26 protein-coding genes are annotated in these 25,333 nt (G+C 65.6%); 12 read left to right on the top strand and 14 right to left on the bottom strand.

The window, feature by feature from the left end; translation table 11 throughout:
* Positions 1–21: 21 nt before the first annotated feature.
* The 5 genes from RFM52_RS13580 to RFM52_RS13560 form a co-directional block, all read right to left on the bottom strand.
* Positions 22–1,086 carry an ABC transporter substrate-binding protein gene (locus tag RFM52_RS13580; protein WP_320297080.1) on the bottom strand — a complete coding sequence of 355 codons (1,065 nt, stop codon included), beginning with the start codon at positions 1,084–1,086 and terminating at the stop codon, positions 22–24.
* Positions 1,087–1,125: 39 nt separating this feature from the next.
* Positions 1,126–2,100 (bottom strand): PfkB family carbohydrate kinase, encoded by a 975-nt coding sequence (locus RFM52_RS13575; RefSeq protein WP_320297081.1) that lies wholly within the window; start codon positions 2,098–2,100, stop codon positions 1,126–1,128.
* A complete protein-coding gene (locus RFM52_RS13570; protein ID WP_320297082.1) occupies positions 2,097–3,131 on the bottom strand; it encodes an ADP-ribosylglycohydrolase family protein in 1,035 nt (344 codons plus the stop codon). Before RFM52_RS13570 ends, RFM52_RS13575 begins: the two co-directional genes overlap by 4 nt.
* Before the next feature lie 2 nt (positions 3,132–3,133).
* On the bottom strand, positions 3,134–3,859 hold the full coding sequence (locus tag RFM52_RS13565) for a GntR family transcriptional regulator (RefSeq protein ID WP_320297083.1): 726 nt from the start codon (positions 3,857–3,859) through the stop codon (positions 3,134–3,136).
* 111 nt (positions 3,860–3,970) lie between these two features.
* Positions 3,971–4,741: an IclR family transcriptional regulator domain-containing protein gene (locus RFM52_RS13560; RefSeq protein WP_320297084.1), complete on the bottom strand. Its 771-nt coding sequence runs from the start codon at positions 4,739–4,741 to the stop codon at positions 3,971–3,973.
* Positions 4,742–4,846: 105 nt separating this feature from the next.
* Between RFM52_RS13560 and RFM52_RS13555 the strand changes: the two genes are divergently transcribed.
* Genes RFM52_RS13555 through pcaF form a run of 3 tightly spaced genes read left to right on the top strand, consistent with a single transcriptional unit; the run spans position 4,847 to position 7,710 of the window.
* Positions 4,847–5,704, top strand: a complete 858-nt coding sequence (locus RFM52_RS13555; protein ID WP_320297085.1) for a CoA transferase subunit A — start codon at positions 4,847–4,849, stop codon at positions 5,702–5,704.
* Positions 5,701–6,504, top strand: coding sequence for a CoA-transferase subunit beta (locus RFM52_RS13550; RefSeq protein ID WP_320297086.1), 804 nt, complete (start codon positions 5,701–5,703; stop codon positions 6,502–6,504). Before RFM52_RS13555 ends, RFM52_RS13550 begins: the two co-directional genes overlap by 4 nt.
* Positions 6,505–7,710, top strand: coding sequence for a 3-oxoadipyl-CoA thiolase (pcaF, locus tag RFM52_RS13545; protein WP_320297087.1), 1,206 nt, complete (start codon positions 6,505–6,507; stop codon positions 7,708–7,710).
* A 13-nt stretch (positions 7,711–7,723) separates the two neighbouring features.
* On the opposite strand, the gene pobA is transcribed toward pcaF, so the two are convergent.
* The 6 genes from pobA to pcaD are packed head-to-tail and all read right to left on the bottom strand — an operon-like array spanning position 7,724 to position 12,582.
* Positions 7,724–8,896 (bottom strand): 4-hydroxybenzoate 3-monooxygenase, encoded by a 1,173-nt coding sequence (gene pobA / locus RFM52_RS13540; protein ID WP_320297088.1) that lies wholly within the window; start codon positions 8,894–8,896, stop codon positions 7,724–7,726.
* Positions 8,897–8,955: 59 nt separating this feature from the next.
* The gene (locus tag RFM52_RS13535; protein WP_320297089.1) at positions 8,956–10,008 is read right to left on the bottom strand and encodes a 3-carboxy-cis,cis-muconate cycloisomerase; all 1,053 of its coding nucleotides are present in this window, start codon (positions 10,006–10,008) and stop codon (positions 8,956–8,958) included.
* Between the two features lie 11 nt (positions 10,009–10,019).
* Entirely contained in the window at positions 10,020–10,634 is a 615-nt protein-coding gene (gene pcaG, locus RFM52_RS13530) for a protocatechuate 3,4-dioxygenase subunit alpha (RefSeq protein ID WP_320297090.1), read from the bottom strand.
* Positions 10,634–11,386 carry a protocatechuate 3,4-dioxygenase subunit beta gene (gene pcaH / locus RFM52_RS13525; protein ID WP_320297091.1) on the bottom strand — a complete coding sequence of 251 codons (753 nt, stop codon included), beginning with the start codon at positions 11,384–11,386 and terminating at the stop codon, positions 10,634–10,636. The genes pcaG and pcaH overlap by 1 nt, the downstream gene beginning before the upstream one ends.
* Entirely contained in the window at positions 11,379–11,777 is a 399-nt protein-coding gene (gene pcaC, locus RFM52_RS13520) for a 4-carboxymuconolactone decarboxylase (protein WP_224522923.1), read from the bottom strand. Before pcaC ends, pcaH begins: the two co-directional genes overlap by 8 nt.
* Positions 11,770–12,582, bottom strand: a complete 813-nt coding sequence (pcaD, locus tag RFM52_RS13515; RefSeq protein ID WP_320297092.1) for a 3-oxoadipate enol-lactonase — start codon at positions 12,580–12,582, stop codon at positions 11,770–11,772. The genes pcaC and pcaD overlap by 8 nt, the downstream gene beginning before the upstream one ends.
* Positions 12,583–12,674: 92 nt before the next feature.
* Here pcaD and pcaQ point away from each other — a divergent pair, with 92 nt between their 5' ends.
* The 9 genes from pcaQ (at position 12,675) to RFM52_RS13470 (ending at position 22,554) form a co-directional block, all read left to right on the top strand.
* Entirely contained in the window at positions 12,675–13,592 is a 918-nt protein-coding gene (pcaQ, locus tag RFM52_RS13510) for a pca operon transcription factor PcaQ (protein WP_320297093.1), read from the top strand.
* A 179-nt stretch (positions 13,593–13,771) separates the two neighbouring features.
* Positions 13,772–15,088, top strand: coding sequence for an ABC transporter substrate-binding protein (locus tag RFM52_RS13505; RefSeq protein ID WP_320297094.1), 1,317 nt, complete (start codon positions 13,772–13,774; stop codon positions 15,086–15,088).
* Positions 15,089–15,116: 28 nt separating this feature from the next.
* Positions 15,117–15,848, top strand: coding sequence for an ABC transporter ATP-binding protein (locus tag RFM52_RS13500; protein ID WP_320297238.1), 732 nt, complete (start codon positions 15,117–15,119; stop codon positions 15,846–15,848).
* Entirely contained in the window at positions 15,845–16,573 is a 729-nt protein-coding gene (locus RFM52_RS13495) for an ABC transporter ATP-binding protein (RefSeq protein WP_320297095.1), read from the top strand. Before RFM52_RS13500 ends, RFM52_RS13495 begins: the two co-directional genes overlap by 4 nt.
* Positions 16,570–17,466 (top strand): branched-chain amino acid ABC transporter permease, encoded by an 897-nt coding sequence (locus tag RFM52_RS13490; RefSeq protein ID WP_320297096.1) that lies wholly within the window; start codon positions 16,570–16,572, stop codon positions 17,464–17,466. Before RFM52_RS13495 ends, RFM52_RS13490 begins: the two co-directional genes overlap by 4 nt.
* On the top strand, positions 17,463–18,524 hold the full coding sequence (locus tag RFM52_RS13485) for a branched-chain amino acid ABC transporter permease (RefSeq protein WP_320297097.1): 1,062 nt from the start codon (positions 17,463–17,465) through the stop codon (positions 18,522–18,524). The genes RFM52_RS13490 and RFM52_RS13485 overlap by 4 nt, the downstream gene beginning before the upstream one ends.
* A 2-nt stretch (positions 18,525–18,526) precedes the next feature.
* On the top strand, positions 18,527–19,312 hold the full coding sequence (locus tag RFM52_RS13480) for a coniferyl-alcohol dehydrogenase (RefSeq protein WP_320297239.1): 786 nt from the start codon (positions 18,527–18,529) through the stop codon (positions 19,310–19,312).
* 39 nt (positions 19,313–19,351) lie between these two features.
* A complete protein-coding gene (locus RFM52_RS13475; protein ID WP_320297098.1) occupies positions 19,352–20,797 on the top strand; it encodes an aldehyde dehydrogenase in 1,446 nt (481 codons plus the stop codon).
* A 95-nt stretch (positions 20,798–20,892) separates the two neighbouring features.
* A complete protein-coding gene (locus tag RFM52_RS13470; protein ID WP_320297099.1) occupies positions 20,893–22,554 on the top strand; it encodes an alkaline phosphatase family protein in 1,662 nt (553 codons plus the stop codon).
* 57 nt (positions 22,555–22,611) lie between these two features.
* Here the strand turns inward: RFM52_RS13470 and RFM52_RS13465 are convergent, their stop codons facing one another.
* Genes RFM52_RS13465 through RFM52_RS13455 form a run of 3 tightly spaced genes read right to left on the bottom strand, consistent with a single transcriptional unit; the run spans position 22,612 to position 25,227 of the window.
* Positions 22,612–23,466, bottom strand: coding sequence for a sugar phosphate isomerase/epimerase family protein (locus tag RFM52_RS13465; protein ID WP_320297100.1), 855 nt, complete (start codon positions 23,464–23,466; stop codon positions 22,612–22,614).
* A 1-nt stretch (position 23,467) separates the two neighbouring features.
* Positions 23,468–24,244: an ATP-binding cassette domain-containing protein gene (locus RFM52_RS13460; RefSeq protein ID WP_320297101.1), complete on the bottom strand. Its 777-nt coding sequence runs from the start codon at positions 24,242–24,244 to the stop codon at positions 23,468–23,470.
* Positions 24,241–25,227: an ABC transporter permease gene (locus tag RFM52_RS13455; RefSeq protein ID WP_320297102.1), complete on the bottom strand. Its 987-nt coding sequence runs from the start codon at positions 25,225–25,227 to the stop codon at positions 24,241–24,243. Before RFM52_RS13455 ends, RFM52_RS13460 begins: the two co-directional genes overlap by 4 nt.
* Between the last annotated feature and the right edge of the window lie 106 nt (positions 25,228–25,333).

The raw sequence follows: 25,333 nt of genomic DNA, 5'->3' as shown, positions 1-25,333 counted from the left end.
TCTCCTCCCGAAAGACGCCTGTTACTTCACGTTGACCTTCAGCTCCTGCCACAGCGCCAGGTATTTCTCGCGCTGCTCGTCGGTGACCGGCGCCTGGAACTGGATGCGCTTGGCGACGTCCGGGCTGCCCAGCACCTTGCGGTTGAAGGCGTCCTCGGGGAGAGCCTCGACCGCCTTGGTGTTGGCGGAGACCGGCGCGCCGACCTTGGTGACCCATTCGACATAGAATTTCGGATCGATCATGTAGTTGATGAAGGCCTCGGCGCCGGCGACGTTCTTGGAACCGACGGGGATCGAGAAAGCGTCGAGCCAGGCGACCGAGCCTTCCTTCGGGATGACCAGCGAGACCGGCAGCTTGAAATGCGTCTTTGCGCGGTCGGCCGAGCCGCTCCAATAGGTGCCGATGTCGATCTGGTTGGAGGCGACCATCTGGTTCCAGTCGTTCTCCGAGCTCCAGAAGGTCTTGATCTGCGGCATCAGCGAGGTGAGCTTCGCCTTGACCGCGTCCATATCCTTGATGTCGTTGATGTTCTGCCCCGATGCCAGCGCGCCGAACTGGACCGCCTCGACAGCGTCGTCGCGGATGATGACGCGGCCCTTATGCGCCGGGTCCCACATCTCGGCGATGCTCGTCGGCGGCTTGTCGAAGGATTTCTCGTTGATGGCCAGCGCCGTCAGGCCCCACACCCACGGCACGCCATAGACCTTGCCGTCATGGTTGAGCATCGGCGAGCTGGCCTTGTCCTTGGCGATGTCGGCATAGTTGGAAAGCTTCGAGACATCGATCGGCTGGATCAGCTTGCCGGCCATCGCCTGGTCGTTGAAGGCGGCGTTGATCATGACGACGTCGTAGAGGCCGGGATTGGTCCGGATCTTGGTCAGCATCTCCTGCTCGGAGTTGAAGAAGTCGTTGACCACCTTGAAGCCGGTCGCCTTCTCGAAATTGGCGACCGCCCATGGCTCGTCGGCGCCATAGCCTTTCCAGTTGAGCACGTGCACTTCCTCGGCGGCTTGTGCTGCCAGCGTGAAGGCGGAAACGAAGACGGCGGTAGCCGTCAGAAAAGCGGTCAGTCTGGGCATGCGCATGTTCTTTTCCTCTCATTGTTTGCCCGATTGACGGGCTTGTTAAGTTGCAGTCGCTTTCGCCTGGCCAGGCGCGGTCGTTGCTTGATCGCCATGGCTCAGGAATTCCTGGATTTCTTCGCCGGTGGGCGCCGAGGACCCGCCATGGCGGGTGACGGAAAGAGCCGCCGCCGCATTGGCATAGCGGGCCGCCTCGCAGGACGACATGCCGCGCGCCAAGGCGCTGACGAAGGCCCCGATATGCGTGTCGCCCGCGCCGTTGGTGTCGACCGCCTCCACCTTGAACCCCGGCACCGTACGGGTGCCGCCGTCGGCCATGCGCACCAGGCAGCCATGCGCGCCGGCACGGATGACGACGCCTTCGGCTCTGGGGCAATGCTCGGTGAGCAACCGGATGGCGACGGTCTGGGCATCGCCGGCGCCGGCAATCTCCGCGGCCTCGTTGGTGTTGCAGCTCAGCCAGGTCGTGCGCGCCAGCACCCTGTCCAGGATCGGCCGCGGAATATCGGCGATCACCGGAGTCGGATCGAAGACGAAGGGAATGCCGGCAGGCAGCGCCTCGATCCAGTCGGTGAGCGCGTCGCGGCTGCCGGGATAGCTCAGCGTATAGCCCGACGTGAAAACCCAATCGCCCGGAACGGCTTGGACCGGCTTCATCATGTCGAGCGTCAACCGGCTCTCGGCGCCCGGCCAGGAGACGAATGTGCGTTCGGCGTCGCGGCTGATCATGGCGACGCAATTGCCGCTGTCCATGAAAGGCGACGGCGGCGTCAGCGTCTCGATGCCTTCAGCCGCGAAGGCGGCACGCAGGAAATCGCCGTCCGGCCCGGTGCCGAGTTGGCCGCCGAACACCACCTTCATGCCGGTGCGGCTTGCCGCGACCATCATGTTGAAGCCGCCGCCGGCGACCCGCGCATAGCTCGTCGCGGTTTTTTCCGTGCCCGGCGCCGGCAAGGCGTCGATGCGGTAGACATAGTCGACCACCGCGCTGCCGACATGGACGAGCCGTGCGCTCACGCCGCGTCCTCCTTGCCTGGACCGGTCTTGGCCGTCCGCGCCGCGACCAGATCCTCGGCCAGCGCGCGGACATCCGCGATGTCGATGCCATGCAGTTGGGCGATGCGATCCCGCGGCAGCTTCGACAGGCCGGAGCAGGCGCCGGCCATGCCGGCGGCAATCGCCCCGATCGTGTCGGTGTCGCCGCCGAGATTGGCCGCGATCACGGCGGCCCGCCATGCATCGCCCTGCGCGACCTCCAGCACCGCGAATGCCGCCGGCACAGATTCCTGGCTGGCGACGCCCGTGCCGATCAGGTCGACGATCAGCTTGATTGCTTCCTTCTCCGCCTTGCCCCGAACGAGCGCCTGCGCCCAGAAAATGCGCGCGGCGATATCACCGCCGGTGACCCAATGGCCGAGCGCAGCACCAAGTCTCGCGGCTGCGACCGCATGGCCGGAAGCGGCGCGCCAGTCGCCACCCGAGACACCGAGGCTGACAGCTGCGGCGACTGCCGCGGCCGAGGCAATGGCGATCGAGGTATTGTGCGTGGCCCGGCACGTTTCCGCGACTTTGGCGACCAGGGCATCGAGCGGCTCCGGCGGCATCATGATGCCGACCGGCGCGATGCGCATTGCCGCGCCATTGGTGTCGCCGCTGCGTCCAGCCTCCTCGGCCGGCACGCCGCTGTTGATGGCGTCGATGGCGCGCTTGGTCGACGGTCCGAGCAGGTCGTAGCTGCCGCGAGCCTTGACGTCGCGCTCCCAGTCGAGCAGCGCGTTGACCCAGCGCGCATGGTCGAAACGCTCGCCGGACTCGACCAGGATGCGGCCAAGCAGCAGCGCTTGCTCGGTGTCGTCGGTGATCGCGCCGGCCGGCAGTCCTTTCGACACCGGGTGGTCGGCGGCGGGCGCGACGAAATCCTCGACATGGCCGTAGACCTCTGCGATGCGGGCCGGCGACAGAAGCTGCGTCGGCATGCCCAGCGCATCGCCCAGCGCCCCGCCGATCAACGCGCCCATGGCCCGATCGATCAAGGCAGCGTCCGCCATGCTCAGAACTCCAGGTGAAGCGCGAAATGCGCCGGGTTGAGCAGGCTGGTGACGAATTCGATCGCGCGTCCGTCGGCGGCGCGCGTCAGGCGGCGCGTGCGCAGGAACGGCGTGCCGGGCGCGCAATCGAGGATCGCGGCGTCGGCGGCGCTCAGCATCTCGATATCGACCCACTCCTCGCCGTGGTCGGGCACCAGCCCTGCCCCGCGCAGCGTCTGGTGCAGCGTGCCTTCGCGCAGGCCGCGCAGGGGTATGTCCTCCAATTCGGGCGACAGCGGCAGGCGGCTGCGCTCGATCGAGATGGCGTGGCCGTCATTGGCATTGGTGCGGGCGCGGTCGACGGCAATGAAGGACGAGCTGTCCACGCCGAGCCTGGCCGCCAGTTCCGCGTCCTCGATGATCTCGAGCCGCAAGGTGCGGGTCTCGGCATTGGCGCCCGCATTGGCAAGCGCGCGCGACCAGCCGATCGCGTCATCGACCGGCATGCCGTCGAAGGTCACGAAGGAGCCGATGCCGACCTTGGTGGTGATGAGCCCCCGGCTGGAGAGTTCTTCCAACCCTTTGCGCACCGTGTTGCGGCTGACGGAGAAGCGCTGGACGAGCTCGCTTTCGCTCTGCAGGCGGTCGCCGAAGCCAAGCAGGCCGGAGCGTATCTCATGCTCCAGAACCGTCGCGATCTGCTCGGGCTTGCCCGTGCCGGGAGTAAGCTGCATCGCGCGACGGGCCATATCGATACCTGTTCAGTGAACCTGTATAATCCTGTTCATTAGCGTATCTGAAATGAAGCGTCAACGGGCTTCGGCCCGACTATCGGCTGACTGTCAAACATCGGCTGGTCGTCAAACGAAGAAGAATTCCTCGACGCGCTGCCTGGCCTGCCGCAGCACCGGCAGGATGTCGCGCTCCATCGCCTCGACCGAGAAACGCGCCGACTGCGTCGAGACGTTGATGGCCGCAACGGTGCGCCCGGCGCGATCGACGATCGGCACCGCGATCGAGCGCAGGCCAAGCTCCAGCTCCTCGTCGACGATGGCGAAGCCATCCGCCCTCGCCCTGTCGATGGCCTTGCCGAGTGCGGCGCGGCCGGTGATCGTCTTCGGCGTCCGCCGCTTGATGGCCGCCTCGGCAAGGAAGGTCTTCAACTCATCCGCCGACAGGCCGGAAAGCAGCACCCGCCCCATCGAAGTGCAGTAGGCCGGCAGCCGCGTGCCGACATCGAGCGCGACGCTCAGGATGCGCCGTCCAGGGATGCGCGCGACATAGACGACATCCTCGCCCGACAGCACTGCCGCATTGCAGGCTTCGTCGAATTTCCCCGCCACCTCGCGCATGATGGGCGCCGCGAAGGTCCAGAGCGAAGCGCCGCCAAGCCATGTCCGGGCGACGGTCAGCAAGCGCGGTGACAGCGAAAACAGCCGGCCGGATTGCGTCGCATAGCCCGTGGCTACCAATGTCAGCAGAAAGCGCCGGGCCCCCGCGCGGGTGAGACCCGCCTCCTCTGCCATCTCGGTCAGCGTCATGCCGGCCGGATGGCGCGCGAGGATTTCCATCACCGCCAGGCCGCGTTCCAGCGAACCGACATGGTCGCGTGAAATGGATTCCTCTTCCACGAACCCCTCCAGACCGGCGTTGACTCAATGCAAAGATTGGAGTTAAAAGTATCCCATATAAAACATATGTTCGCAATACGAACTTTTGCACTATGGAGCCTAGGGATGGTCAAGTTCCTGCCGCTGAAAGAGGCGGTCGCGGAAAACCTGCATGACGGCGACACCGTTGCTTTCGAGGGCTTCACGCATCTGATCCCGACCGCCGCCGCGCATGAGGCGATCCGCCAGGGCTTTCGCGAGCTGACGCTGATCCGCATGACGCCCGACCTGATCTACGACCAGATGATCGGCATGGGCATGGCGAAGAAGGTCGTCTTCTCCTATGTCGGCAATCCGGGCGTCGGCCTGCTCAGGCGCGCCCGCGACGCCATCGAGAACGGTTTCCCCCGATCGATCGAGGTCGAGGAGCACAGCCACGCCGGCATGGCCAATGCCTACGAGGCGGGCGCCGCCGGCCTGCCCTGCGCGGTGTTTCGCGGCTATCGCGGCGCCGGCCTCGCCGCGGTCAATCCCAACATCAAATCCGTGGCCTGCCCGTTCACCGGCGAAGTGCTTGCCGCCGTTCCGGCGATCCGGCCCGACGTCACCTTCATCCACGCGCAGAAGGCGGACCGGAAAGGCAACGTGCTGGTCGAGGGCATCATCGGCATCCAGAAGGAGGCCGTTCTTGCCGCAAGGCGCGCCGTGGTGACGGTCGAGGACGTGGTCGACAATTTCGACGACCTCCACCCCAACCTCACCGTGTTGCCGAACTGGACGATCGCGGCGATTTCGGTCGTGCCTGGCGGCTCGCACCCCTCTTACACGCATGGCTATTACGAGCGCGACAACGCCGCCTATCTGGAATGGGACGAGATCGCCGCCGACCGCGACCGCTTTCAGGCGTGGATCCGGAAGAACGTTATCGAGAGCAGCGCCGACGACTTTGCCGGCCGCGTCGAGCATCTGAGGAAAGCCGCATGAGCGACGCGAGGGATATGGGCTTCACCCCGAACGAGATGATGACGATCGCCGCCAGCCGCGCGCTGAAAAGCGACGATGTCTGCTTCGTCGGCATCGGCGCGCCGTCGGCCGCCTGCAACGTCGCGCGGCTGACGCATGCGCCCGACATCACGCTGATCTACGAGAGCGGCACCATCGGCACCGCGCCCGACGTGTTGCCGCTGTCGATCGGCGACGGCGAATTGTGCGAGACGGCGGTCACCACCGTCGCCGTGCCGGAGATGTTCCGCTACTGGCTGCAGGGCGGCCGCATCTCGATCGGCTTCCTGGGCGCCGCACAGCTCGACAAATTCGGCAACATAAACACCACCGTCATCGGCGACTATGCGCATCCCAAGACCCGCCTGCCCGGCGGCGGCGGCGCGCCGGAGATCGCCACCTCGTCGAGGCAGGTCTACATCACCATGGCACAGTCGAAGCGCGGCATGGTCGAGAAGATCGACTTCTTCACCTCCTTCGGCCATGGCGACGGCGGCGATCACCGCAAGCGCCTCGGTATCGACACGGCCGGCCCGACCTCGCTGATCACCGACCTCGCCATCTGGAAGCCCGACCCGGTGACCAAGGAATTTACGGTGGTGTCGCTGCATCCCGGCGTCACGCGTGAGCAGGTGCAGGAGACTTGTGGCTGGGTCGTAAAATTCGCGGAGGCCCTTGACGAGACGCCGGCGCCGACGGAACTCGAGCTGAAGACATTGCGCGACCTGCAGGCCCGCACCAAGGCGGCGCATCAAGGGACCGCCAAAGGGAAAGCTGCATAAATGACTGAGGCCTTCATCTGCGATTACATCCGCACGCCCATCGGCCGCTTCGGCGGTTCTCTGTCCTCCGTCCGCGCCGACGATCTCGGCGCGATTCCGTTGAAGGCGCTGGTCGAGCGCAATTCCAGCGTCGACTGGGCGGCCATCGATGACGTCGTCTATGGCTGCGCCAACCAGGCCGGCGAGGACAACCGCAACGTCGCGCGCATGGCGCTGCTGCTTGCCGGCCTGCCGCAGGACATTCCCGGCTCGACCGTCAACCGCTTGTGCGGTTCTGGCATGGATGCCGCCACCATCGCCGCGCGCGCCATCAAAGCAGGCGAGGCCGAGCTGATGATTGCCGGTGGCGTGGAATCGATGAGCCGCGCGCCCTTCGTCGTGCCGAAGGCCGACACCGCCTTCTCACGCAATGCCGAGATCTACGACACCACCATCGGCTGGCGCTTCGTCAACCCGCTGATGAAGAAGCAGTATGGCGTCGATTCCATGCCGGAGACCGGCGAGAATGTCGCCGAGGATTTTTCCGTCAGCCGGGCCGACCAGGACGCCTTCGCAGTGCGCAGCCAGGACAAGGCGGTGGCCGCGCAAGAAAGTGGCCGGCTGGCGAAGGAGATCACGCCGGTGGCCATCCCGCAGAGGAAAGGCGACGCGATCGTTGTCTCGAAGGACGAGCATCCCCGCGCCGGCACCACCATCGAGGCGCTGGCCAAACTGCCGACGCCGTTCCGCCAGGGCGGCACGGTGACCGCCGGCAATGCTTCGGGCGTCAATGACGGCGCGGCCGCCCTCATCATCGCATCCGAAGCAGCGGCGAAGAAGCATGGGCTGACGCCGATCGCCCGTATCCTCGGCGGCGCCGTCGCCGGCGTGGCGCCGCGCATCATGGGCATCGGCCCGGCGCCGGCCACCATGAAGCTTTGCGCCCGCCTCGGCCTGACGCCCGAACAATTCGACGTCATCGAATTGAACGAAGCCTTCGCCTCCCAGGGCATTGCCGTGCTCCGCCAACTCGGAATTTCCGAGAAGGCGGAGCATGTGAACCCCAATGGCGGCGCGATCGCGCTAGGTCATCCGCTCGGCATGTCCGGCGCGCGCATCACGGGGACTGCGGCGCTCGAACTGCGCGAGCGCGGCGGCAAGCTGGCTTTGGCCACCATGTGCATCGGCGTCGGCCAGGGCATCGCCATCGCGCTAGAGCGGGTTTGACCGCTCAAGCATATCAATAGGGCAAGCCGACGTAGTTTTCGGCGAGAGCGGTCGACGCCGCTTTCGAATGCACGAGATAATCGAGCTCGGCTTCCTGGATGCGTTGGCCGAACTCGCCCGTCTCCGGAAAACGGTGCAGCATCGTCGTCATCCACCAGGAAAAGCGCACCGCTTTCCACACGCGCGCCAGCGCCTTGGACGAATAAGCGTCGAGCCCAGCCTCTGATTTCCCGTTATAGAATTCACGAAGTCCGGCAAACAGATAGCGCACGTCGCTGGCAGCGAGGTTGAGGCCCTTCGCGCCAGTCGGCGGCACGATATGGGCGGCGTCGCCGACCAGGAACAGCCGGCCGAAGCGCATCGGCTCGGCAACGAAGGAGCGCAGCGGCGCGATCGACTTCTCGAAGGATGGCCCGGTGGTGACGGCGGCCGCTATCTGCGGCGGCAGGCGCCCGCGCAACTCGTCCCAGAAGCGGCTGTCCGACCAGGCCTCGACGCGTTCGTCGGCCGGAACCTGCACATAGTAGCGGCTGCGCTGCGGCGAGCGCATCGAGCAGAGCGCGAAGCCGCGCTCGTGATTGGCATAGACCAGCTCATGGTCGGCCGGCGGCACTTCGGCAAGCACGCCCAGCCATCCAAACGGATAGTGCCGCTCGAACGTCTTCAACGCGCTTTCCGGCACCGAGCGGCGGCTGACGCCGTGGTAGCCGTCGCAACCGGCGATGAAGTCGCAATCGATGCGATGCGTGAGCCCGTCCTTGTCGTAGGTGACGAAGGGCGACGCGCCGCCGAAATCATGCAGCGCGACATTCGACGTTTCGAAGACGGTCGGGAGACCCGCTGCTTCGCGCTTCTGCATCAGATCCAGCGTCACCTCGGTCTGGCCGTAGACGGTGACATGCTTGCCGCCGGTGAGCGCCGTCATGTCGATGCGATGCGCGCGGCCGTCGAAGGCGAGCGAGATGCCTTCATGCGGCAGGCCCTGGGCATGCAGCCTGTCCGCCGCGCCCGCTTCGCCGAGAAGGTCGACCGTGCCCTGCTCCAGCACGCCCGCCCGTACCCGGCCGAGCACATGTTCCCGGCTCGACCGTTCGAGGATGATCGTCTCGACGCCAATGGTGGCGAGCAACTGGCCGAGCAGCAGACCGGACGGTCCGGACCCAATGATAGCGACCTTCGTGCGCATCAGATCCCTTTACACATGTCGTTCTCCCAAAACCGCTGCGCACTTTTGGGCGACATGCGTTAGCGCCCGAGGCTCTCGATCTGCGCGGCCAACTCGGCGGCAAGCCTGAGCGCGGCCGCGGTCGCCACGACCATTTGTGGCAGGAGGAGCCATTCCAGCGTCCAGGCCGCGCCCGAACGCTCCTGCTCATGCACCAGCGCGTTGTGCATGCCGGAGAGCTGGACGGCATTGAAGCGCGCCAGCGCCACCAGGGCTTCCGCCTTCACCGGATTCTGCTTGTGCGGCATCGCCGACGAGCCGCCGCCACCGGACAGTCTGATGTCGGAGCCCGCCTGCGCCATCAGCGCAACGTCTTGCCCGAACTTGCCGAGGCTGCCGGTCACCAGCGACAGCCAGCCGGCGAGCTCGGCGAGCGCGTCGCGCTGGCTATGCCATTGCGGCGCATCGCCAAGACCGAGTTTCGCGGCAAGAGCGGCGCGCACGGTGGCGGCCTTGTCGCCGAGCTTTTCCAGCGTTCCCGCTGCACCGCCGAACTGCAGCACCAGCAGCCGGCCGGAGAGCTCTTTCAAGCGTTCCTGGTGACGTTCGAGTGGCGCCCGCCACGAAACGATCCGATCGCGTACTGTTATTGGAATTGCCGGCTGCATGCGCGTCATCGCCATGAGTTCACGGTTTCCAAACTCCAGCTCAAGACCGGCGAGGCGAACGACGTTCTCGCCAAGCAACAGGCCGATATGGTCGACGACCTGCCGCAGGCGCAGCACCAGCGACGTATCGATCACATCCTGGCTGGTGGCGCCGAAATGCACATATGCATCGTGCGGCGCGCCGACAGCGGCTTTAACCTGGCGCACCAGTTCCGGAACCACGACGCCATCCATGGCGACGCCGGCGCGCAGCTTCGCCGTGTCCGGCCGGAACGCCGCCAGCGCCCTGACGATCGCCGCCGCCGCGTCGCTGGGGATCGCGCCGTGCTCGGCTTCCGCCTCGGTCACCGCCCGCTCGAAATCGAGCATGGCGCCTATGTCGGCTTCGACGGAAAAATGCTTGGCCGCCTCCTCGTCGCCGAGCAGGCCGGAAAGCAGCGGGTGATCGAAGGGCGAAACGGTCATGGCCGCCACGGTCAGCTGTCGAAGAAGACCGTCTCCTTTTCGCCCTGCAGATGAATGTCGAAGACGTAAGTGTCGCCCTGGCGTTCGGCGATCAGCGTCGCCACGCGCAGGCGATGCTCGATGCGCGCAAGGATCGGGTCCTCGGCATTGGCCTTCTCCTCGTCGGAGAAGTAGAGCCTGGTGTTCAAGCCGATATTGATGCCGCGCGCCACGATCCACAGCGTGATATGCGGCGCCATCAGCCGCCCGTCGCGGAACGGCACCCGGCCCGGCTTGATCGTTTTGAACAGGCAGACGCCCGTTTCCATGTCGGTCGGCTGCCGGCCCCATCCCTGGAAGTTCGGATCGGCGGCGCCGCGCAATTCCGTCGGCGAATTGTAGAGGCCTTCGGCATCCGCCTGCCAGATCTCGACCAGCGCATCCTTCAGCGGCGTGCCGGTGCCGTCGAGCACGCGGATGCGGAGTTCGATGCGCTCGCCCCTGGTCTCGCCATTGACCATGGTCGAACCGAGATCGCTCGCATAGACGCCGCCGATGCCGCAGAAATTGGGCGTCAGCCCGATATGCACATAGGGTCCGGCGGTCTGCGAAGGGCTCTCCTTCAGCCGGTCGAGCGACTGCGCCATCAATTGCCCTCCGGCCGGTTCTCGAACAGCGTCGAGCGGCGCCCGCGCAGCACGATGTCGAACTTGTAGGCGAGCGCGTCCATCGGGATGGTAGAGCTCATGTCGAGCGCGGCGATCAGCGCTTCGATCGCGGCCTTGTTGGAAATGCCCCCGACGATCGGACAACGCCAGATCAGCGGATCGCCCTCGAAATACATCTGCGTGATCAGTCGCTGCGCGAAGCCGTGGCCGAACACCGAAAAATGGATATGCGCCGGCCGCCAGTCGTTCGGCCCGTTCGGCCAGGGATACGGCCCGGGCCTGACGGTGCGAAAGGCGTAGCCGCCATCCTCGCCGGTGATCGCGCGGCCGCAGCCGCCGAAATTCGGATCGAGGGGTGCCAGATAGCCGTCCTTCTTGTGACGGTAGCGGCCGCCGGCATTGGCCTGCCAGAATTCGAGCAGCACGCCGGGCACACCCTTGCCGCGCTCGTCGAGCACGCGTCCATGGACGATGATGCGCTCGCCGATGGCGCTCTCGCCGCGCTTGGCGAAATTATGGATCAGGTCGTTGTCGAGCTCGCCCAGCATCGCGTGCCCGAACACCGGGCCGGTCAATTCCGACAGCGTGTTGTCGAACGACAAAAGCGCTTTCTGCGGCGAGCGCAGCACCGAGCTCTTGTAGTTCGGCGTGAACGCCGGCGGATGCCACCGGCGGTCGCGCTGGAAGAAGGCACCGGTTTCCGGCGCGCGGTTGGAGCCGGGCTCAGCCATGGGCGGCTCCGTCCATCTGCGCGAACACCTGCTTGGCGATCTTGAAGGCGCGGTTGGCGGCCGGCACGCCGGCATAGATCGCGACATGCAGGAAGGCCTCGCAGATGTCGTCGCGCGATGCGCCCGTATTGGCGGTGGCGCGCACATGCATGGCCACTTCCTCGTCATGGCCGAGCGCCGCAAGCAGCGCCAGCGTCACGATCGAGCGCTCGCGCTTCGACCAGCCGGGCCGCGCCCACACCGTTCCCCAGGCGGCTTCGGTGATCAACTGCTGGAACGGCCGGTCGAAATCGGTCGCGGCGTCCTCGGCGCGGTCGACATGCGGATCGCCGAGCACGGCGCGGCGGACCTCGAGACCGGTCCGGTAGCGGTTCTTCGTGACATCATCCATGAGCAGACTTTCCCCCAGGCAACGAGGCGACGAAATCGCGGATCAACGTGACGAGCGCTTCGGGCTGCTCGATGCACGGGATATGCGCGGCATTGCGGATCACTTCGAAACGCGCGCCGGGGATCAGTCCGGCCAGCGAGCGGACAAGATCCGGCGGCGTCGAACCGTCCTGGTCGCCGACTATGCAAAGCGTCGGCACCGCAATGCGTCGCGCGCTGTCGGTGAAATCGGCATCGCGGACTGCCATGCAGGTACCGATGTAACCAGGCAGAGCCTGCCTGGTGAGCATGTTGCAGCAGCCGGCCAGGTCCGCCGAACGCCTGGCATGGAACTCCGGCGTGAACCACACTTTCATGATGCCTTCGGCGATCGCCTCGATGCCGTCGCGCTCGACGGTCGCGATGCGCGTGTTCCAGCTTTCGGCGGTGCCGATCTTATGTGCCGTGTCGCTGAGGATCAGCGCCTCTACGCATTTGGGGTGGCGGGTATAGAGCCGCTGCGCAATCATGCCGCCGACGGACAGGCCGAGGAGCACGACCTTGTCGAAGCCGAAATGGTCGATGAGCGCGACCAGATCGTCAACATGGTCGTCGATAGAGCGTACGCCGCCGCCGATATCCGACAGCCCATGGCCGCGCTTGTCGTAGACGAGCATCGGCATTTCGCCGGTCAGTTCCGCAACGACGTCGTCCCAGATGCGGAAGTCGGTGCCCAGCGAATTGATGAAGATGATCGGACGCGACGTGCCGGCTGCCTCGATATGGCGGTAATGCAGCGCGACGCCGCCTATGCTGACGAATGGCACGATTTCTATCCTCCAAATCCACATTGCACGAGCGGTTTGGTTCGGTAAAATGATATTTTGCGGCGTTTCATTAACTCTGAGGTTATCGAACCATGGCCGAAAGCCGGATCCGCTTCCGCCACCTGCAGGCGTTTCTCGAAGTCGCGCGGCAAGGCAGCGTGGCGCGCGCGGCCGACTTCCTGAATGTCAGCGCGCCGGCCGTAACCAAGACCTTGCGCGAACTGGAAGAAGCACTCGGCGTCGCGGTGGTCGAGCGCGACGGGCGCGGTATCCGCGTCACGCGTCTCGGCGAGATCTTCCTCGGACACGCCGGTTCGGCGATATCGGCGCTGAAGCGCGGCGTCGATTCCGTGCGCCAGGACGGCGCCCTCAATCGCGACCCGATCCGCATCGGCGCGCTGCCGACCGTTTCGGCGCGCGTCATGCCGCTCGCCATGAGCCTGTTCCTCGAGGAAAACACCGGGGCCGCGCTCAAGATCGTCACCGGCGAAAATGCGGTGCTGCTCGAACAACTGCGCATCGGCGCGCTCGACCTGGTCGTCGGCCGCCTCGCGGCGCCGGAGCACATGACCGGCTTCTTCTTCGAGCATCTCTATTCGGAGCAGGTGTTGTTCGTGGTGCGCGCCGGGCATCCCCTGGCCGAGCCGGACGCCGACGTCTTCGCCCGGCTCGACGAGTTTCCCGTCCTGATGCCGACGCGGGAATCCGTCATCCGGCCTTTCGTCGACCGGCTCTTCATCACCAATGGCATGACCGCGCCGGCCACGGAAATCGAAACGGTTTCCGATTCCTTCGGCCGCTCCTTCATGCGCCAGAGCAATGCGGTATGGATTATCTCGGCCGGCGTCGTCGCCAACGAGATCGCCAGCGGCGCCTTCGTCGCCTTGCCGGTGGATACGGCGGAGACCAAGGGACCGGTGGGCTTGACCATGCGCACCGACACCGCACCCTCGCCCGCCTTCACCATCCTGTTGCAGACGATCCGCGAGGCAGCACGGCACCACGCTTGACGATCGGCGTATCGGCTCGAGTTCCACTAACCCAGAGGTTAATGAAACACCGTAAAATATCATTTTACCGAACCAAACCGCTAGTGCAATGTGGCATCGGAGGATCGAAAGCCGTGCCGTCCGCAGCAAACGGAAGACCCGTTTGCCGTCGTGTCGAACGGCAACTGAGGGAGGAGCAGATGTCTCATAGTATCGGCAGCAAACCCGCTCTGTCGGGCATTTCACGGCGCCAGTTCATCGCCACTTCGGTGGCCGGCGGCGCGGCGCTGGCATTCGGCCGCGGCAGGGCCTTCGCGCAAGCCGCCGACACGCTCAAGGTCGGCTTCGTCAGCCCGCGCACCGGCCCGCTCGCCGGCTTCGGCGAGACCGACGGCTACGTGCTCGATCTCGCCCGCAAGGCCCTGGCCAACGGCATCGAGCTTGGCGGCAAGAAATACAGCGTCGAGATTGTCGACCAGGACACCCAGTCGGATCCGTCCCGCGCCGGTCAGCTCGCCAAGGACCTGATCAACAACCAGGCCATCGACCTAATGCTCGCCGTCTCCACGCCGGAGGTGATCAATCCGGTGGCGGACGCCTGCGAGGCGGCCGGCGTGCCTTGCCTCTCCACCGTCATGCCCTGGGAGGCCTGGTATTTCGGCCGCGGCGCCAAGCCGGGCCAGCCCTCGCCGTTCAAATGGACCTATCATTTCGGCTTCGGCGTCGAGGAGTTCTTCAAGGCCTATATCTCGCAGTGGAACCTGATCGAGACCAACAAGAAGGTCGGCGTCATGTATCCCAACGACGCCGACGGCAACGCCATCCGCGCCCATCTGGCGCCATTGCTCGCCAAGCAGGGTTTCACCATCGTCGATCCCGGCGCCTACGAGACCGGCACCACGGACTATTCCTCGCAGATCGCGCTGTTCAAGCAGGAAGGCGTCGAGATCTTCAACTCCTTCCCGATCCCGCCCGACTTCGCCGCCTTCTGGCGCCAGGCCGCGCAGCAAGGCCTGACAAGGCAGATCAAGATCGCCCAGGTCGCCAAGACCGGCCTGTTCCCATCGGATATCGAGGCGCTCGGCGACCTCGGCATGAAGATTTCGAGCGCCGCCTATTGGCACAAGGCGTTCCCCTACAAGTCGCCGCTGACCGGGGTCTCCGGCACGGAGCTTGCGGACGGCTACGAGGCGGCAAGCGGCAAGCAATGGACGCAGCAGCTCGGCGCCTCGATGTCGCTGCTCGATGCCGGCTTCGAAGCCCTGAAGGCAAGCGCCAACGCCAAGGACAAGGCTGCAGTTGCCAAGGCGCTGAGCACGCTGAAGACCGAGACGATGATTGGCAAGGTCGACTTCACCAGCGGCCCGGTCGCCAACGTCTCGCCCGGCCCGATCATCGGCACGCAGTGGGTCGCCGCCAAGGAAGGCTCGAAATTCCCGCTGGACTATGTCGTGACCGAGAACGCCACCGACCCGAAAGTGCCGGTCGGGGCCAAGCTCCAGCCCTATAACGGTTGATCTTTCGAGGGACCGCATCGTGAACGCCATGCCCAACGGTGCGATCCTCAGCGCCGCCGGCATCCACAAGCGCTTCGGCGCGCTTGTGGTGCTGGACGACATCGACTTCGCCATGGGTGCCGAAGAGGCGGTCGGCATCGTCGGCCCGAACGGCGCCGGCAAGACGACGCTGCTCAGCGTGCTCTCCGGCGCCTATCCGCCAAGTGCGGGAACGATTGCCTTCAAGGGCGATGACGTGACCGCGTTGCCGGCAACGCGGCGATGCCGGCTGGGTCTGGTTCGCACCCATCAGGTGCCGAAACCCTTCGGCGGCATGACCGCTTTCGAGAATGTCTTCGTCGCCGCCTCGCACGGCGCCGGGCTCGGCCGCGACGAGGCCTATGAGGAAGCGCTCGGCTCGCTGAAGCTGTGCGGCATGCTTGGCGTCGCCAACCGGCGCGCCGAGACGCTCGGCCTGCTCGACCGCAAACGGCTGGAGCTGGCGCGCGCGCTCGCCGCAAAACCGAGCCTGCTTCTGCTGGATGAGATCGGCGGCGGCCTGACCGACGGCGAGGCAGGTGAACTCGTCGAGACCATCCGCGAATTGCGCCGCCGCAGAATAGGCATCGTCTGGATCGAGCACATCGTCCACATCCTTTTGCAGGTGGCCGAGCGTCTGATCTGCATGGATGCCGGAAAGATCATCGCCGACGGCGAGCCGCAGGCGGTGATGGCCGACCCGCATGTGATCAGCGCCTATCTCGGCGGAGGCCCGAAATGAGCCTGCTATCGGTCGAGGATCTGGTTGTCCGCCACGGCCTGCTGCAGGCGGTGCGCGGCGTCAGCTTCAGCGTCGAACGCGGCGAGACGCTGGCGCTGGTCGGCGCCAACGGCGCAGGCAAGACGACCTTGCTTCGCGCAATCGCGGGCGCGCACCAGGCAGCCTCGGGCCGAGTGGTCTTCGACGGCGCCGACCTTTCCGGCGTGCCTTCGCATGAACGTGTCCGCAAGGGCGTAGCCCTGGTGCCGGAAGGCCGGCGGCTCTTCGTGCAGATGACGGTCGAGGAGAACCTCCTGCTTGGCCGCAGCGCCGGTCGTCCCGGCGAGTGGAGCGTCGAGCGCGTGCTCGAAACCTTCCCCAACCTCAAGCCGCGCCGCCACGCCAAGGCCGGACATCTTTCGGGCGGCGAGCAGCAGGCGACCGCGATCGGCCGCGCGCTGATGAGCAACCCCGACCTGCTCCTGCTCGACGAAGTCTCGCTCGGCCTGTCGCCGCTGGTCGTCGATCGCGTCTATGCTTCGCTGCACGGTCTGATCAGCTCCGGCACGACGATCGTCCTCGTGGAACAGGACCTCAATCGCGCGCTCTCCGTGTCCAACAAGGTCATCTGCATGCTGGAGGGCAGGATCGCGCTTGCCGGCGACAGCAAGACCGTCTCGCGCGACGAGGTGACAAAAGCCTATTTCGGCCTGCACCGGAAAGGCGCCGGAGGCGTGCCGGCATGATGAACCAGATCGTCCAGGGCATCCTGCTCGGCGGCTATTACGCGCTGATCGCCTGCGGCCTGTCCTTCATGTTCTCGGTGATGCGCATCATCAACCTTGCGCATGGCAGCCTCGCCGTGCTGTCGGCTTTCGCGCTATGGCTGCTCGCCTCGCGCTTCCACATCCCGCCCTTCTACGGCCTCGCCATTGTGTTGCCGCTGATGGCTGCGATCGGCTGGGCATTGCAGCGCTTCCTGCTCGAGCGCAGCGCGCGTGGCGGCGCGTTGCTGCCGATCCTCACCACCTTCGGCCTCGCGATCGTCATCGACAATGTGCTGTTCGAGCAGTTCGGCGCCGACACGCGCTCGCTGGCGCCCTTCATCGGCAGCCTGTCCTATGATTCCTGGGAATGGCCGGGCAGCATCTATGTCGGCAAGCTGGCGGTGATCATCTTCGTCGCCGCCGTCGTCCTGCTTGGCGGGCTGCAGCTGTTCCTCACCCGAACCGGGCTCGGCCGTTCGATCCGTGCAACTTCGGAAGACCCCGACACCGCTGGCCTTGTCGGTGTCGACGCACGCCGCGCCAACGCCATCGCCGCGGCGATCGCCATGGTCACGGTCGGTCTCGCCGGCGCCTTCCTCGGCATGCGCGCCACCTTCGACCCCTATGCCGGCGCCACGCAACTTCTGTTCGCCTTCGAGGCGGCCGTCATCGGCAGCGCCGGCTCGCTCTGGGGCACGCTGATCGGCGGCATCGTGCTGGCGCTCGCCCAGACGCTCGGCGCCACGATACATCCGCAAGGTTTTCTCATCGGCGGCCATGTCGCCTTCCTGATCGTTCTGTTCATCCGCCTCTATACCTCCGGCCTCGGCCTGCGCGGGTTGCTGCGCATCTCCACGGGGAAGGCGTCATGAGCGCCACCTCCCCCGTCATCGAGCGCGGCACCGCCGCCTCGCGCATCGCAGGCATCGGCGTCGTTGCCATCATCCTGCTTTTAGCCATCGCGCCGCAGTTCCTTTCAGCAGGCGCCGTCGACCGCATGACGGCGCTGTTCATCTATGTGATGCTCGCCGCGATGTGGAACGCACTTGCAGGCTTCGGCGGACTGGTCTCGGTCGGCCAGCAGGTGTTCTTCGGCCTCGGCGCCTATTTCGCCATCCGGCTCGCCAATGCCGGGCTCAACCCGTTCGTCTCGCTGTTCGTCTCGGCGGTCATCGTCGGCGCCGTTTCCTGGCCGATTTCGCTGTTCATGCTGCGCCTAAGGAACGGCGAATTCGCCATCGGCATGTGGGTGATCGCGGCGCTCACCCACCTCCTTGTCAATCTGGATCGGCTGATCCAGGGCGAGACCGGCACGTCGCTGATCTCGCTCAACGTCTACGATGCTTCGACACGCAGGCTGACGATCTACTGGCTGGCGCTGGCCTCAATGACCGCGCTGCTTGCCATCCTGTTTGGCCTGCTGCGCGGCAGCACCGGCGCCGCCATCCGCGCCATCCGCGACAATGAGGATGCGGCGGCCTCCGTCGGCGTGCGCGTCACCGGCACCAAGCGGCTGCTCTTCGTGCTTGCCGCCTTCGGCATCGGTGTCGCCGGCGCGCTGTGGCTGGCGACCTCGATCACCTTCCAGCCAAAAACCTATTTCAGCGTGCAGTGGACCGCCTACATGATCTTCATGGTGCTGGTCGGCGGTATCGGCACCTTCGAAGGCGCCATCCTCGGCGCGCTGCTGTTCTTCCTCATCGAAACCTGGTTCGGCGGCACCGGCGTCTGGTACCTGATCGGGCTCGGCGCCACGGCGCTGGTCTTCTCGCTGTTTTTACCGCGCGGTTTCTGGGGCACGCTGGAAGAACGCTTCGGCTGGCGACTGCTGTCCGTCGGCTACCGCGTCAGGCTTCCCGTCGGCGCATCAAATCCGACCGGCGAGATTGCTTCGCCGCTACAGACCACCAATTCTCGGGAGAAGGCATGAGCATCCTGTTCGGCAAAACGATCCTCATTACCGGCGTCGCTTCGGGCATCGGCGCGCGCACCGCGGAGTTGGCGGGCCAGCTCGGCGCCGACGTGATCGGCGTCGATTTGCGCGAGCCGGCTGAACATCAAGGCATCTTCGTCAAGGCCGACATCTCGTCCAAGGCCGGTGTCGACGATCTCGTCGCGCGGCTGCCGCAGCGCCTCGACGCTCTCTGCAACGTCGCCGGCCTCTCCGGCAACACCGGTGCGGCGCCGACGCTCGCCGTCAACTTCTACGGCCTGCGCGCGCTTTCCGAGGCGCTGGCGCCAAGGCTTCGCGAAGGTGGCGCCATCGTCAACGTCGCCTCGATCGCCGGCTTCGGCTGGCGCGCCAATCTGAACCGCGCCGCCTCGATGGTCGGCATCGATGGCTTTCCCGACGTCGCCAAGGTGATCGCCGACCATTCGTTGAAGAACGAGGAAGGCTATCCGGTGTCGAAGGAACTGCTGCTTTTGTGGACCTTCCGCGCCGCGCATCAGGAGCTGTTCAAGAGCCGTGGCATCCGCGTCAATGCGGTCAGCCCAGGCCCGGTCGAGACGCCGATCCTCAAACAATTCCGCTCCGTGCTTGGCGATGCCCGCGTCGACAGCGATATCGCCCGGGTCGGTCGCGCCGGCACATCGGGCGACATTGCGCCGGTGGTGCTGTTCCTGTGCTCGGACGGCGCGCGTTGGATCAACGGGGCCAACGTGCCCGTCGACGGCGGCCTCGAAGCATCTATAAACGCCGAAGTGCTCGGCTTCTGAGACAATCTGCAACGCTCGATCGCGAGCGAGGGAGTGACCATGGACATCGGACTTCTGATCGACGGCGACGAGCGGGCAGCGACCGGCAAAGCCTCCTACGAACGCCTTGACCCGTTCACCGGCAAGCTCGCGACGCGCGCCGCCGCCGCAAGCATCGCCGACGCCAAGGCGGCCGCAGACGCCGCGGCAGCTGCCTTCGATACCTGGTCGAAGACCGGCCCCGGCGAACGCCGGGCGCTGCTTTCCAAGGCAGCCGATGTCATGGCTTCAAAAGTCGGCGAGTTCACCAAGCTGATGATGGAAGAGACCGGCGCCACCGGCCCCTGGGCAGGCTTCAACGTCATGCTGGCGTCGAACATGCTGCGCGAGGCGGCTGCGATGACCACGCAGATTTCCGGCGAGGTCATTCCGTCCGATAAGCCCGGCACGCTCGCCATGGCGATCCGCCAGCCCGCCGGCGTCTGCCTCGGCATCGCGCCGTGGAACGCGCCGGTCATCCTCGGCACGCGCGCGCTCGCCATGCCTCTGGCCTGCGGCAACACGGTGGTGTTGAAGGCCTCCGAAATGTGCCCCGGCACGCATCGCCTGATCGGCCAGGTGCTGGTCGAGGCCGGCCTGCCCAAGGGCGTGGTCAATGTCGTCACCAACGACCCGAAGGACGCGGCGGCAATCGTCGAGGCGCTGATCGCGCATCCGGCCGTGAAGCGCATCAACTTCACCGGCTCGACCAAGGTCGGCCGCATCATCGCCGAGCTCTCCGGACGGCACCTCAAGCCCGCGCTGCTCGAGCTCGGCGGCAAGGCCCCGCTCGTCGTGCTGGACGACGCCGACATCGACGCGGCGGTCAATGCCGCGACTTTCGGCGCCTTCATGCATCAGGGGCAGATCTGCATGTCGACCGAGCGTCTCATCGTCGACGAAAAGATCGCCGACGAATTCGTCGCCAAGCTCGCCGCGCGTGCCTCGAAACTTCCGGCCGGCGACCCGCGCGGTCATGTCGTGCTGGGCTCGCTGATCAGCAGCCAAGCGGCGGACAAGATGGAAGAGCTGATCGCCGACGCGACCGCCAAGGGCGCAAAGCTTGCGGCCGGCGGCAAGCGTGCCGGCACGGTCGTGGAAGCCACGCTCCTCGATCACGTGACGCCTGCGATGCGCGTCTATTCCGAAGAGTCCTTCGGGCCGGTGAAACCGGTCATTCGCGTGAAAGGCGAGGACGAGGCGGTACGCGTTGCCAACGACACCGAATACGGCCTGTCGTCCGCCGTCTTCAGCCGCGACATCCGTCGCGCCATGGCCATTGCCGCACGCATCCAGGCCGGCATCTGCCACATCAACGGCCCGACCGTCGGCGACGAGGCGCAGATGCCCTTCGGCGGCGTCAAGGGCTCGGGCTACGGCCGCTTCGGCGGCAAGGCCTCGATCGCCGAATTCACCGATCTGCGCTGGGTGACGATCGAGGATCCGGGACAGCACTACCCATTCTGAGGGGAGCCCTCCCTTCGGACCATCGCCAAGCAGTTGGAAAAAAGCTCGCCGTTCTGGCATTACCATCCGTCCGAGAGCCACTCAGACGGATAACAATGACCTCCAAACGTAACGTCCTTTTCATCATGTGCGACCAGCTGCGGTTCGATTATCTGGGCTGCGCCGGACATGCCAGCCTGAAGACGCCGAACATCGACCGGCTCGCCGGCCGCGGCGTGCGCTTCACCAATGCCTATGTGCAGTCGACGGTATGCGGCCCCTCGCGCATGAGCGCCTATACCGGCCGTTATGTCCGCTCGCACGGCTCGACGCATAATGGCGTGCCGCTCAGGGTCGGCGAGCCGACGCTGGGCGATCATCTGCGCGAGGTTGGCGTGCGCACCGCGCTCATCGGCAAAACGCATATGAGAGCCGACGAGGAAGGCATGGAGCGGCTCGGCATCGCCAAGGACTCCATCATCGGTGTGCGCGTCGCCGAATGCGGCTTCGAGCCGTTCGAGCGCGATGACGGCCTGCATCCCTCGACCAGCTACGACCCCGATCCGGTCTACGACACCTATCTGCGCGAGCACGGCTTCGACGCCGAAAATCCCTGGGAGCATTGGGCGAATTCCGGCGAGGGCGACAATGGCGAGAACTTCAACGGCTGGCTGCTCGTCCATGCCGACAAGGCGGCGCGCATCCCGGAGGAACATTCGGAGACACCCTACATGACGCGCCGCGCCATGCGCTTCATCGAGGACGCCGAGGCCAAGGGCGAGCCTTGGTGCGCGCATCTTTCCTACATCAAGCCGCACTGGCCCTATATCGTGCCGGCGCCCTATCACGACCTATACGACAAGGCCGACATCCAGTCGCCAATCCGCAGCGAGGCGGAGCGCGCCTCGCCCAATCCGGTTTTCGAGGCCTTCCAGCAGGAGCGCTATTCCAGGAATTTCTCGCGCGACGAGGTCCGCGAGACCGTCATCCCCTGCTACATGGGCCTCATCAAGCAGATCGACGACCAGCTCGGCCATTTGTTCGGCTTCATGGAGAAACGCGGCCTGTTCGAGAACACCTTGATCGTCTTCACCTCGGACCATGGCGACTATCTCGGCGACCACTGGCTCGGCGAGAAATATCTGTTCCACGACGTGGCAGTGAAGGTGCCGATGATTATCTACGATCCGCGCCCCGAAGCCGACGCGATGCGCGGAACCACCTCCGACGCGCTGGTCGAGATGATCGACCTTGCGCCGACCTTCCTTGACTATTTCGGCGGCAAGGCCAAGCCGCATATCCTCGAAGGGCGATCGCTGCTGCCGCTCACGTCGGGCGAACGCAAAAGCCTGCGCGACTATGCCGTCAGCGAGTATGACTACAGCGGCGATGCCGCGCGGCTGAAGCTCGCCATGCCGGTCTCGGACTGCAAGCTCTACATGATCACCGACGGCCGCTTCAAACTCGTCCATGGCGAAGGCGTGGAGCCGATGTTCTTCGATATCGAGAACGATCCGGGCGAGTTGCGCGACCTCGGCCGCGACCCGGCGTCGGCCGCCGATATCGAAAGGCTGAGGAAAGCGCTGATGCGCTGGCTGGCGCTGCCCAACAACCGCATCACCGTACCCGACGAATGGCTGACCGAGATCGACGACAAGATCGCGCATTTCGATCCGATCGTCGGCTCCGGCGTGCTCATCGGCTACTGGGACGAGGCCGAGCTTGCCGAGCAGCAGGAGGCGCGCCGCCAATGGCTGGCGCGCCGGCAGGGCAAGTAAGGATTGTCCCACGCAATTCCGGCCGGAAAACCGCTGCGCACTTTTCCTGGAATTGCTTCAGCCGAGCGTCAGCCCGGCCTTCCTCGCTTCCTCACGCAGGAACGGCAGGCCGACCTCGATCACGTCGCGCGGATCTTCGGCCACGGGGCGCCATACGGCCAGCCCACCGGCGATGTCGACATCGACATGATTCATGCTTTCGAGCGTGATCGCGCCCTGATAGCCGATGTCGGCGATCGCCTTCATGCAGGCCGCCCAGTTGAGCATGCCGCGCCCGGGCACGCCGCGATTGGCTTCCGAGACATGCACATAGCCGAGATAAGGCGCCGCCGCCTCGAAGCCGGAAGCAAAGCTCTCCTCCTCGATATGCATGTGGTAGGTGTCGAGATGGATGAAGATGTTATCGGCGCCCACCCGTTCGATGATGCGCGCCGCGTCGATGCCGCGGTTGATCAGATGCGTCTCGTAGCGGTTGCAGGGCTCGATGCCGAGCTTGAGGCTGCGTGACTTCGCCGATTTCGCTGCCCTTTCGAGGAAGCGGCACATGCCGTCGATCTCGCGCCGCGTCGGCGCCCGGCCGGTGGTCTTGCCGATCGTGCCGTAGGTGACGCCGCCAAGCGCCTCGGCGCCCACCTCGTTGCAGACCTTGAAGGCCGGCTGCAGGAAATCCAGCGCCTCGTCCGGCCGCTCGACCACGTCGAGCGCGCGTGGCAGGCCGAGCGAGGGGATGAGCTGGACGCCATAATGGTTGGCGAAGCCCCGCGTGCGCTTGGTGTCGATCTCCTCGGGCCTGAGCAGCGGGATCTCCATCAGCCCGATGCCGAGCTCCTTCAGCCGGTCCATCTGCGGCTCGATGCGGGCGAGGTCCCAGACCGGAGCGATGGCGAAAGTATGCAGTCCGAAGGTGTTCATGTCAGCCTCGTTGCTCATGCGCCGCCGCTGCGGCAATGTCGCCGCCGCCGACGATGCGGCTGACGACTTCGTTCATGTTGGTGTTGGCGGTTACGAGATCGGCATCCGCCCTGCCGTGCCGCAGCACGACGATGCGGTCGGTGACCGACAGCACGTCGTTCAGCCGGTGCGAGATCAGGATGACGGCGATGCCTTCCGAGCGCAGCCGCCGGATGAGGTCGAGCACGCTCTGCACCTCGCGCACGGCGAGTGCCGCGGTCGGCTCGTCCATGATGACGAGCTTCGGGTTGAAGGTGAGCGCACGCGCGATCGCCACCGTCTGCTGCTGGCCGCCGGAGAACGAACCGACCGACCGGTTTATCGACGGCAGATGCGCGCCTAGACGCTCGATCATCCTGGCCGCCTGGCGGTCCATCTCACTTTTGTCGACGAAGCCGGGGAAAAGGCCGAACAGCCTTTTGGTCGGCTCGCGTCCAAGGAAGATGTTGGAGGCCACGTCCTGTTGCTTGGCCAGCGACAGATCCTGGTAGATCATCTCGATGCCAAGGCGACGGCGTTGGCCGGGATCCAGCGCCAGGATGTCCTTGCTGTCGAATTCGATCGAGCCGGTGTCGGCGCGGTAAATGCCGGTGATGGTCTTCATCAGCGTCGACTTGCCGGCGCCGTTGTCGCCGACCAGCCCGACCACCTCGCCGGCCGCGACCGAGAGGTCGACGCCATGCAGCACGTCGACCGCGCCGAAACTCTTGCGGATGCCGCGAAGCGAAAGCAGGGTCATACGCGTGACTCCTTCCGCACCTGGTACTGGTCAATGAACACGGCGAGGATCAGCACTGCGCCGATCGCCATCTGCTGGTAGTAGGATTGCACCGCAAGCAACGTCAGCCCGTTCTGCAGCACGCCCATGATCAGCGCGCCGATCATGGTGCCCAGGATCGAGGCGCGGCCGCCGAACAGATTGGTGCCGCCGATGATCGCCGCCGTGATCGCGGTGAGCTCGTAATTGATGCCGGCGGTCGGATCGCCGGCGTTGACGCGTGCGGTGAAGAGCAGGCCGGCAAGACCGGCGAGCGCGCCGGACAGGGTGTAGATGATGCGGCGGTGATGCTCGACGCGGATGCCGGCCGCGCGCGCCGCGCCCTCGCTATCGCCCAGCGCCAGCGTGTGGCGGCCGAAGCGCGTATAGGCGAGCACGGCATGCGCGACGATCGCGGTGAGCACCAGGATGATCACCGGCATCGGGACGCCGAACGGCCGCCCCTGCCCGATATAGACGATCTCGGGCGGCAGGCCATAGATCGCCCTGCCCTGCGAGATGACCAGCGCCAGACCGCGTGCCAGGCCCAACATGCCGAGCGTGACGATGAAGGCCGGCACGAAGGCACGGGTGACCAGTTGCCCGTTGACGTAGCCGGCGATCGCGCCGGCAAGGATGCAGGCGATCACCGCCAGCACCGACGGCCAGCCGAGATTGACCGCCATGAAGGCTCCCGCGACGCCGGCCAAGCCCATCACCGAGCCGAGCGACAGATCGAGCCCGCCCGAGCCGATGACGAAAGTGGCGGCGATCGCCAGCACGCCGATCGTCGAGGTCGCCAAAAGGATGTTGAGGAAGTTGCTGAGCGACAGGAAATAGGGCGACAAGAGCGCCATCGCCGTGCTCAGCGCCAGAAGCACCACCAGCGACTCCAGCCTGATGTGGAGCCTTTCGACGGATGCGCGCTGCACCCGAGCCCAGAAGCCGGGCTGTTCAGAAGCCATGTCTTTGCACCTTGAGAGAGGGCAGTAAGGCAGTAGGCAATAGGGCTTGGGCAGTAGGGAAAATATGAGAGCGATCCGAGCGGCACGAACCGCTTACTTCCCCTAC

This window comes from Mesorhizobium humile, from assembly GCF_033977215.1.
Taxonomy (GTDB): Bacteria; Pseudomonadota; Alphaproteobacteria; order Rhizobiales; family Rhizobiaceae; genus Mesorhizobium; species Mesorhizobium humile.
The sequence above is the reverse complement of the archived record's forward strand: the minus strand, read 5'-3'. Positions and strand labels throughout refer to the sequence as shown.